Source organism: Dictyobacter formicarum, from assembly GCF_016587435.1.
The window spans coordinates 180,603-192,441 of record NZ_BNJJ01000016.1; the positions used below are offsets into that span (position 1 = coordinate 180,603).

At 51.7% G+C, this 11,839-nt stretch carries 12 protein-coding genes; 2 read left to right on the top strand and 10 right to left on the bottom strand.

Going from position 1 to position 11,839, the window contains the following annotated elements; all coding sequences use genetic code 11:
• Nucleotides 1–53: 53 nt before the first annotated feature.
• Nucleotides 54–1,226, bottom strand: a complete 1,173-nt coding sequence (gene menC / locus JMI88_RS26075; protein ID WP_201364894.1) for an o-succinylbenzoate synthase — start codon at nucleotides 1,224–1,226, stop codon at nucleotides 54–56.
• Between the two features lie 269 nt (nucleotides 1,227–1,495).
• Between menC and JMI88_RS26080 the strand changes: the two genes are divergently transcribed.
• Nucleotides 1,496–1,690, top strand: coding sequence for a hypothetical protein (locus JMI88_RS26080; RefSeq protein WP_201364895.1), 195 nt, complete (start codon nucleotides 1,496–1,498; stop codon nucleotides 1,688–1,690).
• 60 nt (nucleotides 1,691–1,750) lie between these two features.
• Here the strand turns inward: JMI88_RS26080 and menB are convergent, their stop codons facing one another.
• From menB to JMI88_RS26110, 7 genes are all read right to left on the bottom strand, one after another.
• A complete protein-coding gene (gene menB / locus JMI88_RS26085; protein WP_201364896.1) occupies nucleotides 1,751–2,569 on the bottom strand; it encodes a 1,4-dihydroxy-2-naphthoyl-CoA synthase in 819 nt (272 codons plus the stop codon).
• Between the two features lie 37 nt (nucleotides 2,570–2,606).
• Nucleotides 2,607–3,482, bottom strand: a complete 876-nt coding sequence (gene menH / locus JMI88_RS26090; RefSeq protein WP_201364897.1) for a 2-succinyl-6-hydroxy-2,4-cyclohexadiene-1-carboxylate synthase — start codon at nucleotides 3,480–3,482, stop codon at nucleotides 2,607–2,609.
• A gap of 7 nt (nucleotides 3,483–3,489) precedes the next feature.
• Nucleotides 3,490–5,328 (bottom strand): 2-succinyl-5-enolpyruvyl-6-hydroxy-3-cyclohexene-1-carboxylic-acid synthase, encoded by a 1,839-nt coding sequence (gene menD, locus JMI88_RS26095; protein WP_201364898.1) that lies wholly within the window; start codon nucleotides 5,326–5,328, stop codon nucleotides 3,490–3,492.
• Nucleotides 5,329–5,337: 9 nt separating this feature from the next.
• A complete protein-coding gene (locus JMI88_RS26100) occupies nucleotides 5,338–6,756 on the bottom strand; it encodes an isochorismate synthase (RefSeq protein ID WP_201364899.1) in 1,419 nt (472 codons plus the stop codon).
• Between the two features lie 80 nt (nucleotides 6,757–6,836).
• The gene (locus JMI88_RS40240; RefSeq protein ID WP_268906025.1) at nucleotides 6,837–6,965 is read right to left on the bottom strand and encodes a hypothetical protein; all 129 of its coding nucleotides are present in this window, start codon (nucleotides 6,963–6,965) and stop codon (nucleotides 6,837–6,839) included.
• A gap of 1,129 nt (nucleotides 6,966–8,094) precedes the next feature.
• Nucleotides 8,095–9,207, bottom strand: coding sequence for a DUF1648 domain-containing protein (locus tag JMI88_RS26105; protein ID WP_201364900.1), 1,113 nt, complete (start codon nucleotides 9,205–9,207; stop codon nucleotides 8,095–8,097).
• Nucleotides 9,204–9,617: a GntR family transcriptional regulator gene (locus JMI88_RS26110; protein WP_201364901.1), complete on the bottom strand. Its 414-nt coding sequence runs from the start codon at nucleotides 9,615–9,617 to the stop codon at nucleotides 9,204–9,206. Before JMI88_RS26110 ends, JMI88_RS26105 begins: the two co-directional genes overlap by 4 nt.
• A gap of 62 nt (nucleotides 9,618–9,679) precedes the next feature.
• Here JMI88_RS26110 and JMI88_RS26115 point away from each other — a divergent pair, with 62 nt between their 5' ends.
• Nucleotides 9,680–9,823, top strand: coding sequence for a hypothetical protein (locus JMI88_RS26115; protein ID WP_201364902.1), 144 nt, complete (start codon nucleotides 9,680–9,682; stop codon nucleotides 9,821–9,823).
• A 187-nt stretch (nucleotides 9,824–10,010) separates the two neighbouring features.
• Here the strand turns inward: JMI88_RS26115 and JMI88_RS26120 are convergent, their stop codons facing one another.
• Both JMI88_RS26120 and JMI88_RS26125 read right to left on the bottom strand, forming a co-directional pair.
• Nucleotides 10,011–10,556, bottom strand: coding sequence for a hypothetical protein (locus JMI88_RS26120; RefSeq protein WP_201364903.1), 546 nt, complete (start codon nucleotides 10,554–10,556; stop codon nucleotides 10,011–10,013).
• Nucleotides 10,557–10,700: 144 nt separating this feature from the next.
• Nucleotides 10,701–11,270, bottom strand: a complete 570-nt coding sequence (locus tag JMI88_RS26125; protein WP_201364904.1) for a hypothetical protein — start codon at nucleotides 11,268–11,270, stop codon at nucleotides 10,701–10,703.
• Nucleotides 11,271–11,839: the final 569 nt, after the last annotated feature.

Sequence of the window (11,839 nt, forward strand, 5' to 3'; positions counted from 1 at the left end):
CTTTATTACCTCAACCTATAAAAATAAAACAACCATGCACTGTTGCTTATTGATTATATATATTTTGCCAGGGCCGCGCGATCTATATGTACTCCCAAACCGGGAGCGGCTGGAGGCGCTATGTGGCCGTTTTGGATTGGGAGCGTTTCTTGAATAAGATCATCTGCCAGTAGCGGCAGGGTAGCCAGACCGCATTCCAGTGTAATTTCGGGCATGGCCGCCGCTAGCTGCAAGGCTGCGGCAACGCCGACACCGGCCTCAATGGTACTGGTGATCACACTTTGTATACCCCGGGCGGTGGCCTGGCGAATCATTTGCTGGCTCTGGCGTAAGCCACCGGCGAGCTGGGGCTTAATTACAAAGACCTCTGCAGCTTCCTCAGCTAAGACGCGTCGGGCACTTTCCAGATCCGAGAGCGCCTCATCAGCAGCGATAGGGACGGATACCGCCCGGCGCAAAGCCGCCATTCCAGCCAGGTCGGACCTCGGTAACGGCTGTTCTACATACTGGATGGACCAGCGCTCACAGGCCGACAAAATAGCGCGGGCCTGCTCAAAGTTCCAGGACTCATTGGCATCCAGGCGTAGATGGATGGAGGGACCAAGCGCGCTACGCACGGCTGCAATGAGCTCGACGGTCTGGCTTAACTGTGGTCCTACCTTGAGCTTGACGCAGGAAAAGCCTTGCACAGCCGCTTGCCGGGCCTGCACGACCGCCGATTCGAGTTTCTGCGCACCAATAACCGTATTGACCGGCAAAGTTGGGCGCACCTGAGATGATGCCAGTTCCAACGCCTGCGTGGTGGGTAGCTCGGTGAGATCAGGGAGAGCGAGCAGGGTAGCCAGCGAGCAACGATAGTATTGGCCCAGCGCATCCAGCACAGCCGTTTCCAATCCACAACGGGCCGCTGTAGGAAGCATGTCATGTAGCTGATCTAGCTTCCCCAGAGCGTCAAGCAGAGACAATCCCTGTAACCGCTGCGGCATAGCCGGTAGACAGGCCAGCACATCTTGCAATGTGCCTCCACTGAACTCCGGTAGCGGAGCGCATTCCCCAATGCCGCTTGTGCCCGCGCTCGTGCGCACCTCAACGATGACTCCGGTGCGCGTCGCCAATCGCTCATGAGCGCTGGTAAAACTGGTCGGAAGCGGCACCCGATACGGCGTCCATATGAGCTCCCGAATGATCGGGAGGTCCAGTGTGGTTGGTCTGGAATGATCTACCATGCTCAACTTTAATCCTCCGGGTTTCCTACATGTATTTGTTGTGTAGGAGGGATGTGTCGTACGCCAACAGGGTGGCATGCACGAGGCCGGATTGCGTTTTTTCGTACGGAAAACGTGTTTAGAAAGCCGCAATCCTATGCCGCCTACGAGGGTACCGTTTGGCCCACGAAAACGCTATGGGTGCATATGTTTACATTGTGATGATAATGTCCAGGGTTGTGTTCGTTTATATATAAAAAGAAAGACGTAAAAAGTAGAAGGTAGACTGTATGCAAAATTTTCAGCCGCCCAAAAGATCAGCGTTCAATCCTCAGAGACCGGCCAGAACAGTGTTTATCCCTCAGAGACCGACTAGCCAGCCGATTAATGTGCGTAAATTAATTGGCGTGTTTGTTGGCGCCTTGCTCATGTTCCTTGGTTTTCTGGGGCTGTGTTATTGTGTCTTCCTCTACTTCCATCACTGATCCACCAATGATTAAGAGGCAAGCGCTCGCTTGCCTCTTGACGCTTTTTGTGCCTGCTATTTATGGTAGGCGTGGGAATTTGGAGAAGTCAGGTTTGCGCTTCTCCAGGAAGGCGTTCTTACCCTCTTTACCCTCTTCGGTCATGTAGTAGAGCATGGTGGCATTGCCAGCCAGTTCCTGGATGCCAGCCAGGCCATCGGTGTCAGCGTTGAATGCTGATTTCAGGAAACGTATCGCAATGGGGCTCTTCTCAAGAATCTCCTGGGCCCATTTAATGGTTTCTTCTTCCAACTGCGCCAGGGGCACAACGGTGTTGATCAGTCCCATATCCAGGGCTTCCTGGGCGCTGTACTGGCGGCAGAGGTACCAGATCTCACGGGCTTTCTTATGACCAACCACGCGAGCCATATAGGTAGCGCCCCAGCCAGCATCGAAACTGCCCACACGGGGACCGGTCTGGCCAAAGCGAGCATTATCGGCAGCGATTGTCAGGTCGCAGAGCAATTGCAAGACATGTCCACCACCGATCGCATAGCCAGCGACCATGGCGATAACTGGTTTCGGCAGATATTTGATAACCTTCTGCAGTTCAAGAGCATTCAGGCGCGGCACGCCGTCGCCGCCGACATAGCCACCCTCCCCACGTACGCGCTGGTCGCCGCCGGAACAGAATGCCTTGTCGCCCTGACCCGTGAAAATAACCACGCCGATCTCGGCATCTTCGCGGCAGAGAATGAAGGCATCGATAAGCTCATCCAGTGTTTCTGGACGGAAGGCATTGCGCACCTCAGGGCGATTAATAGTAATTTTGCCCATGCCATTGGCTTTTTCAAAAATAATATCTTGATAATCACGAACTTTTTGCCATTCGACTGACATAATAGTCTCCTTATTTTTAATTTTATTCTCTATTCTATTATGGCACAGAGCAGCAGAATGTGCGGACAAGATGCTCGAACACTTCCGGTTTTTCCAGATGCATGGTATGGCCGGCGCCCGGGATAATGTGGTGCCGAGCCTGTGGAAAGCGTTCGACCATGTCACGCGCTATTGCGCAGAACTTTTGATCCTCTTCGCCGGAAAGCAGGAGGACAGGGACAGTAATGGTGCCCAGACGATCGTGGATGGCTGGTTGCGAGCCGGTTCCAACGCCGCGCAGGCTATTGGCTAGCCCACGTGTACTATTACGCAGTCGTTGCTGGCGCAGGGCTGCGCGTACCCTGACTGGTAGCTTTACCTGGCTGGCAAAGATCGGGCGGCGCTCCCAATAATTTACAAAAGCCTCAATGCCATAATCTTCGATACAGTTAGCGAGCGCCTCATCGCTACGGCGGCGCTGCTCGCGCTCCTCATGGGAGGGCAGGCCAGGAGAAGTGCTTTCCAATAGCAACGCCCTGAAATAGCCTGAGAGAGCCGTATAGAGGGCAATCCGACCACCCATCGAATAGCCAACCAGAATAGCCTTCCCGGCAGGAACCTCAAGGGCGCGCAAGGCGGCCAGAATATCCTCCTGACAATACTCCATAGCATAGCGTTGGGGATCCTCAGGCACACTTGAACGACCATGTCCCAGCATCTCCAGAGAGATGATATGCATTCCCTGCTCAGCTAAATGCTTCAGCAGAGGTCCCCAGCTGGTAGCGCACCCCGTAAAGCCATGGATAAAGACCACCGTTGGTTGTTCAATATACAGATCCTCATGCCGACCCAGCTGGAGTAGACCCATGTGTACCCCATTGACCTCAATCTGCTGAATAACCCCTTCTTGAATGTCGGGGCATTGCATTCCCATTGTCTGTTTAGTCCTCCTGGTTACGGAGTGTATTTTCTACTGCCTGCCACAACTGCCGATGCATAGCCACATTGCTTGCGCGCTCAGTACGCAGCTCAATCACGTGGAGACCTCTCGTGGCAATACTGTCCTGAAAGACCTGGCGGAAGTCGCTCCAATCCGCTGGTCGTTGATAGGTACCTCCATACATTTGCACTACCGGTTGAAACTCAAGTCCAGTTGGGGTACCGAATAACTGCTCAAAGTGTGCTGGATAGGCGGCCTGTGGTAAGAATGAGAAGATACCGCCACCATCATTATTAATTAAGATGATCACGAGATCTAATTGGTGTAATCGTGCTGCCAGTAGTCCATTGAGATCGTGGAAGAAGGATAGGTCGCCGATCACCAATACCGTCGGGGTAGAGGACTGTTTGGCCGCGCTGACTCCCAGGGCGCTGGAGATGACCCCATCAATGCCATTGGCGCCGCGATTACCAAGCGTAGAGATAGTCTGTGAACCGCCCCAGTAGAACGTATCCATGTCGCGGATCGGCATACTATTGCCAGCAAAGAGCGTTGAGCCCGGGGGCAACAAATCTGTCAGCTCAGTAAAGACCCGGCCCTCAAACGGAGCCTGGAAATCTTGAATGGCGGCCTGTAAGGTCTGGCGCGTCATACGATCGGCGCGCAGCCAGGTCTGGAGCCAGCGATCGTCATGTGCCGGCAGGGCCTGTTCCTGTTGCGCTAAGCGCGTCGTCAGTTCCTCACAGAAGGTGGCTGGATGGGCATGAATCATATGTGAGGCCAGCTGCGTCGGCTCATTCCAGTCTCCCTGTGCATCAACGACGATCTGGGGACAATCGGCATAGCGCTTAAGATAGAGCAAGAATGGTTTGGCGACCGGCATCGCCCCGAAGCGGATGATCAGCTCCGGTACAAAGCGTCCGGCAAAGGTTTCAAGGCGCAAGAAGGCATCGTAGCTACTCACAATCAGGCTCTGGTCATGCGCACCACCGCGCAGTTGTGATAGTGGATCAGCCAGAATCGGATAGCGCAGCGTGCGGGCCAGTTGAAGTAGAGGAGCCGTCAAGGCAGGATCGAAGGAGGGCCCGACCACAATTAATCCATGGGTGGTAGCGCTGGCCTGCTCGGCGACCTGTGCTATTTCTTCGGCAGAAATGCTGCCAGGAGAGGCATCATCCACACGCACATAGGGGGTATTGTCGGGCCGACCCTGCCAGAGAATAGGATCGCGTTGCTCAACTGGTGGCAGCGGCTGATCGGGCAGAGCGGCGGGCGTCAAAGGTTCGCGGAACGGCAGATTGAGATGGACAGGGCCAGCAGGCACGGCACTGGCCAGGGCCGCCACGCGGTCAGCCAGCGTCCGGATATAGCGTAAAGCCTCATTGGTCGCTTCAGGTAAGGCAACCTCAACGAACCACTTGACGTGCGTCCCGTAGAGACGATTCTGATCGATCGCCTGCGGGGCACCGGTTTCACGTAACTCATGAGGACGATCGGCGGTCAGGACCAGTAGAGGCACATGGGTCAGCTTCGCTTCAGCTATAGCCGGCAAAAAGTTGGCTGCCGCCGTCCCCGAAGTACAGACCAGCGCTACCGGGCGACCTAGCTGCTTCGCCATTCCCAGCGCGAAAAAAGCCGCTGACCGCTCGTCCACATGCATCCAGACCTTCAGAGAAGGATGGGCCGCGATAGCCATCGCCAGCGGCGTCGAGCGCGAGCCCGGACAGGCCACAATATTCTGTACCCCGGAACGTTGTAACTCATCGATAAATGCGTTTATATATGCGTACGTAGGATTCGCTGCCTGGAGCGGATCGCTGCTAGTTTGTACTTGTGCCATAGAACTTTCTCACATGTCTCCACCGAGACCACGTAACATGACCTGCAACTTCAGGCAGGATTCCTGATATTCGCTTTCGGGATCGGAATCAGCCACAATACCACAGCCTGCAAAGAGCGTGGCCCGTTGACCATCGACCAATCCTGAGCGCAGCGCCACCGCAAACTCCCCATTGCCGCCGGTCCCAATCCAACCAATCGGGCCAGCATACCAGCCTCGATCCAGATGTTCATCTTCACGAATCGCAGCCAGCGCTGGCAAACGTGGATAGCCACCGACAGCCGGAGTCGGATGTAGATCCTCAATGGCCTCCAGGATGCTATGGCCGGGCTTAAGATTGCCCATGATCGGCGTCTCGAGATGCTGGATATTTTTTAGCTTCAGCAAACGTGGAGCATCTGCTACCCAGACGCGTGAACAGAGAGAATAGAGGGCATCATGAATGGTTGTCACCACAAAATGATGTTCACCCTGATTTTTCTCGCTCTTCAGCAGTTCCTCACCGAAGCGATGATCCTCTTCTTCTGAGGCGCCGCGTGGAGCTGAACCGGCCAGCGCCATCGTCTGAATCTGCCCATCCTCGCTACACACCAGTCGCTCAGGAGTCGCGCCCATAAAATAGCGTGTACCACGCTGAATAGCAAACACATAGGCACTGGGATAGGATTGGCTCAGACGCTGCAAGGTATCATCCACATCAAACTCATCTTCCTGCTCCACCTGTACGCCACGGGCCAGCACCACCTTCTCAAATGCACCGGAGCGAATCTTCTTCACCGCCTGTGCCACCTGTTCCTTCCACTGCTCGGCTGACAACATATCATGTACAACCATCTCACCAGGCTTTTTCTCTACTGCTGCACCATCCTCAGCGGCCAGCTGATCAATCCCGTTTTGTAGCACCAGCGCCAGGCGCTGCAGCGTCTTAGCCACCTGATCAGCGCGCTGCTCAACATCATCATCAGCACCGATCAGCGCATTGATGGTCAGAGCAGCTTTATCTTCATCAGAGTGGAAGAGCAGAAAAGGGAGGATGAGCAGGCCGGCGGGAAAACCTTCCCACAAAGCCGTATGGGGTGTAAGCGTGTCAAACGTAAAACCACCTAGCAGCACCGGGCCGGAGGTATAGGGAGGCAGATTCGACGAAATTTTCTCGATAATCGCATGCTGGCGTAGCTCGCGCCAGGCCGCGGCAGCCGTAGTTACCCGTTCGGAACCAGTCGTCTCAATCGTCATTGCCTCTCCAACTCCAACCAGGGCCCGCTTATCGGCGGAACGCGCCCAGAAGAAACGATTGCCCAGGTCAAGATGTTGGAAAATGGTAAATAACAATTGCGGATCATGGACAATCATGGGAAGAGTAATGCTGACCAGAATCGGACGTTCTAGCTGGTGCGCGCGCTCCCTGGCCTGTTGGAACGTCGTCACCAAATGGTCTCGGTCATAGAGAGGGGACCCCGAATGATTTGTGTTATACGCATTATCAGTAAAAGTTATATCCATTTAACTCACCAGAAGTATGACTGATTATTATATCGATAGCGACCATGCGACCATAGTGGAATATACTCATCTATGAGCCAGACGGTGTGGGCCAGGAAATGTAGAGAGCCACAGAGAGCATCAGGATCAAGCATATGTTTCCCGTTCCCTGCATATCCACACTACTGTTGACATCTCTCGATCTAGCCACCGGGCCGCATCACAGTCATGCCTAAAGGGACCAGTAACATAATTATTTCTTGAGATAGCAGAAGTATGACCGGATGGGGCGACATACTGCGGTGGTAGAAATGCCGAAGCCAAAGCAGTGCCTGTAGTATTATAACACGTCATTGAAAAACAAACCAAAGAGGTAAGAGGGTTTAGAAATTTCTCCCGGTCGGGAGACTTGTGTGGCTTATTGTGTCCCCTTTGCGGACGGGCGCATGCGCGGTTTTTATCTGGTTGTTTGCCTGGGGTCAGCGCCCCATTTGTGTCGTTGACGAGCGATACCGTTCCCCCGTAGGTTCGGGCCTTGCACCCGATTTGCTCCCTGTTGATATTTTATTCGCGAAAATTTGATTTTTGAACCATGGAAATGTAGGCGGTGGACGATGCAGCGCCCACGGACATCGAACATATTCTCACTTGCAGCCTGGTGTCAGGATAGCACGAAGTGATTGGAAAGTCAATAGCTGAAAAATGGAATAAAAGGTGTTACACAATAATCTAAGGGTTTAAGAAAACGTGAGTGTCATTGTGGTTATCGATTAATCGTAATCGTTAAAGTTAATAAAAATATAATAACTAATATATTACGATATCGATATCGATAGGGAGGAGACTTGAGTCTCCCTTTTGGCTTTCAGGTCTCCATTGAGCGGTAAAAGTCTCCACTTTAGTTGTCATAAGATTGTAAAAGTCTCCATTGAGCGGTAAAAGTCTTCTTTTTTGATGGCATCAGGAATGCGCGACGGGTCTCCCAATTTGGAGTTCAGGTCTCCAATTTTTAGCGATGGGTCACCACCTGTTAGAGGTGTGAAAATGGTTAAGAATCGCGCCTTCTGGTAATGGGTCTCCTCTTTTGACGACGGGTCTCCAAGCTATAATGACCTGGATACGGCTATCTGCATTTATTTAATTGGATCTTATGATTGATAAAGTTGTATATGGTGGATAGTACAATTTGGCTAGAAAATCAGGAGAAAGAGAGCTGAGGACCCATTGCTGCCTGATTGCAGTTCCGGGGTCCTCTGATGTGATTGAGTAATGTGGTGCGCATTGTTAGTGACCGTGTATGATTGGCAATAGCGATGAGATGATGATGATCAATACAAAGGCGACTGCAATAATCTTACCCATGGGATTGCCAAAGTTGATGGTCCAGCCGAGGCCCATGCGCTTTTCGACCCACAGGGCCGGGTCTTCGGGATTATAGTAGAGTATTCCACCGATCCAATAACGGTCGTCGTCGCGGGCCACAAACTTCTTGTTGGGATCAAGCTGAGTGCGCTGAGACTGATTCTGGTTAGCCATCAGGCGCGTCAGATAGATGATGGTGCCGGCCAGTACCAGGACCATGATCGCGGTTACTACAGGCACGATGGTAACGGAACTACTTGACGGTAGGACGCCAAACACAAGCAAGGCCGTAAACAGAAAGATGAGGTTCGTCGTGGTCGCGATTACCAGCAGGAGTTTGCTGGTACCCTGGCGCAACAGGCGCTGGCGCTCAAGATCCGCCTCAGGATTGGCCGGATCAAGCTGCTGGCGCGTGTGGGGCAAGTAATAGGCCAGTGTATAGAGCAGGCCGGTAACCAGGATCACAGGCAGTGGCAACGTCCACAGCGCCATCGCCTTATCGGTCCATTGATTGGGCTGTCCATCAGCGCCAAAGTGGGTCGGAATCATCGCAGGCAAAGCTGGATAGCGTAGAATACCGATGGAGATAATCGCGATCAGAATCAGCAGCGAGGGCAGCAACCAGAGCAGCGAGGGACGACGTACCACAGGCTGCGAGGCTCCGATCTCTGTCATCACCACCTGGCGCAGACCGTTATACCAGCCCTCGCGCTCTTTCACATGCGCGATACGTTTATGCGCGCTGTAGTAGTAGAAGTAGACCAGCACCGTCGTCACTGCAATTTCGGCGAAGCTCGCATAGACCCAAGAGTTATACTGCGCGAAGAACCAGCTGGCGGCTCCCACCAGTAACGCAATCACAATCAGGCCAGTATGATAGTCACGTCTGACGTGCGCAATAATAGGCGCATCCACGCGATCCGGCGGAATACGTACTCCAAAGGGTATGGTAGAAGGCATAATCTGTGTCCACGACCATGCGGACACCACCAGGATGAGAGAAATGATGCTCATAAGCATATATGTAGCATTCATTGTTGACTCCAATTCTGTGAGTTGCTGTTTAGCTTATGCTGTGCAGCAAACTCTTCAAAATCTTTTAAAATGGCTTGACACTGTCGCAAAATTTCCTCAGAAGAAACATGTTTAGCATAGGCTTCGGCCAGCAATGTACGCTGCCGCTCTTGCCAGGTAGCGGATAAAGGCGAAGTCACCTGGACGACAGCCCCCGTCTTACGCCTGAGTTGAATAAAACCCTCGCGCTCCAGCAGATCATAAGCTTTATTGACCGTATGTAGATTGATGCCAAAGTCAGAGGCCAATTGCCTGATAGTTGGCAGACCTGCGCCCGCCGGTAACTGTCCGCTGGCAATCCCCTCAATGATCTGGTCGCGAATTTGCATATAGATGGGTTTCTCGCTATCGATCTCAATCATCAAAAACATGGCGCAAGCCTTTCGTTATTTGTAATATTTATACTATAACAAATAGAACAAAGAATTGCAATATGTTATATATATGGAATGTAGTAACTATTCAGATGGATTATGCAAAAGTGGGAAAATGGGATGCTATCCTGGACGATAAAGGTCTGATAGAGCCGGTTCGTGCCGGCTCCAGTGGGATCTCCATCATAGTGGATAGCGTGTAAGGTAACAGGGATCGAGGACACGGCAGCCGCAGGAGCCAGATCGATGCGCAAACGTTCACGGGCCCTCGATATGCTGGTCGAGGAGTAAGAAGCCCTATCGGTAAGTACGATGTTGCTGAAAGATGCGTCACATACATCAATGGTTATAAAAACCACGCAGTATCTGCTCAACGTAATCCATAGATGGTTACTGAAAACTACGCAGCATCTGCTCAACGTAACCTACAGAAGGAATATTGGCGAAACGGCCCCGCCGACTACCAAAACTTAGATCCCCCCAACCAGCCGCCTGGTCGACACGCTTGATAGGTGCCAGTTCATGTGGATGATAGACCATGATGCTGGGGCTCTGTCCGGGCATCTGGGTAATGATCAGCACCCGGCGATCCGTAATTGCGTAACGTGTGTATGGTAGCGCGTTACGCAGGGCAGCTTCTCTACGCAACACTCTGCGATAGCCGTAAAGAGATCGCCCCAGTATTATAAGAGGAAAGAACACCATGCCGATAACCAGAGCGACTAGCATAGATGAAAGCGAGGGACGCGGGTGCGAAAGATAGAAGATGACGAGCGGAAACAGCACAGCTCCACAAATACCACCAATCAGCGCTTCGAGCAGCAGTTTCTTGCGTATATTGCTAATTTGAGCGTTCGGCCCCGGATAGCCCCACCAGCGCACCTGCTCTCCTGCTTGCAAAGCGTTCCAAATAATAGGGTCAATCTGTTGTTGCATATACAAACGACTCTACTTTCCATGCTTACTACTAAAAACAGAAATCCTTATCTGTCTTATGCGACTTAGTTTAACATACACACGCAGTGAAGTTCGTAACTGTTTGTCCTGTGTCAACGCCTGGTAAAGAGGGGCCAGAGAATGCTACGAGCGCTTAATGTTCAGGATGCCCATATCCTCAAGATCGCGCAGACTTTGTAAAACCTCATGAATACGATCCTCCTGAGGCGAAAGGATGGAAGCAATTTTTCCCGCAGTCCGCGTACCATCCACTAGTACCAATACACGCTTCAAATGGCGTGGAAAGTTCATCAGCATTGCCGAATCGATCGGCACAATCCTTTGTGGCACAAGGTTAGTGTCGGGATGAGGAGTGGAGCTGTGTCCAGCGTATTGAGGAATAGCCTGTAGCTGTCCTGTCGTATGCTGGGGGATTGCGGGTAGGCGTGGACTGGTGTGCACATATTCTTGCATAACCATCCAATCTAAAGGACCCACATAAGCCACTGTATTGAGAGCTGCCCTGCCGGAAGTAAGCACCTGGCCCTGAGTATCGACAATATGACACGAGATGATACTGCCCTGGACTACATCAATAAAGACATAGCTACTCTGAAGCCCAAGAGTTCCGTGCGGTAATTGAGCACGCAGACGCCCATTCTGCTGATATCCTTGCATTAGTTGGAGGAGAGTTGTTAGACCAATACTATACACTGCAAACCTCTCGATTAAACGTTTTTCTGCTGGAGAGAAAGCCCTCTCTCTAAATAAGCTAACAATTTGCCCCTCCTTTTGCGTGCATATAGTCATAATACACACAAAAGAATCGTAGAAGCTCTAGTGGCCACCGCCATTGTTATTGATAGGGCTATGGACCGCATGAGCGAAGAAACCACCCGTTTAGTACTGCAATACTGTAAACGCTAAAGCACATGTAATTGACAAAGAAAGGCCAGGAATCGGGCGTTATAAAGCCAGGTTGGAGGAATAGCCAACATATATGGCCACAAATGATTCCATACTTGGTATTGTAACACAACTTTTTTGAAAATAGATCCGCTTAGCCTTTAGTAATAGCGTATGGATCATATGTGCGCTTTTTAAATGGTTGCGATAATATCTTTTGGTCTATGCTAGTATTTAATGATACAAAAGATTAATATTTTTGTTTTCCGGCTGGAAAAGACAAAACCCCAGCCAATTATGGTATAGTAGCTAGTAGGTGATCTCCCCACCATTTATATCTTCATATGTTGTGTCTTTATAAATATGTGTTCAAAAGC

Coding starts and splice junctions, on each gene's coding strand:
- menC (WP_201364894.1), bottom strand. CDS start 1,226: ATGGTAGATCATTCCAGACCAACCACACTGGACCTCCCGATCATTCGG.
- JMI88_RS26080 (WP_201364895.1), top strand. CDS start 1,496: ATGCAAAATTTTCAGCCGCCCAAAAGATCAGCGTTCAATCCTCAGAGA.
- menB (WP_201364896.1), bottom strand. CDS start 2,569: ATGTCAGTCGAATGGCAAAAAGTTCGTGATTATCAAGATATTATTTTT.
- menH (WP_201364897.1), bottom strand. CDS start 3,482: ATGGGAATGCAATGCCCCGACATTCAAGAAGGGGTTATTCAGCAGATT.
- menD (WP_201364898.1), bottom strand. CDS start 5,328: ATGGCACAAGTACAAACTAGCAGCGATCCGCTCCAGGCAGCGAATCCT.
- JMI88_RS40240 (WP_268906025.1), bottom strand. CDS start 6,965: ATGCTTGATCCTGATGCTCTCTGTGGCTCTCTACATTTCCTGGCCCAC.
- JMI88_RS26105 (WP_201364900.1), bottom strand. CDS start 9,207: ATGAATGCTACATATATGCTTATGAGCATCATTTCTCTCATCCTGGTG.
- JMI88_RS26110 (WP_201364901.1), bottom strand. CDS start 9,617: ATGTTTTTGATGATTGAGATCGATAGCGAGAAACCCATCTATATGCAA.
- JMI88_RS26115 (WP_201364902.1), top strand. CDS start 9,680: ATGTTATATATATGGAATGTAGTAACTATTCAGATGGATTATGCAAAA.
- JMI88_RS26120 (WP_201364903.1), bottom strand. CDS start 10,556: ATGCAACAACAGATTGACCCTATTATTTGGAACGCTTTGCAAGCAGGA.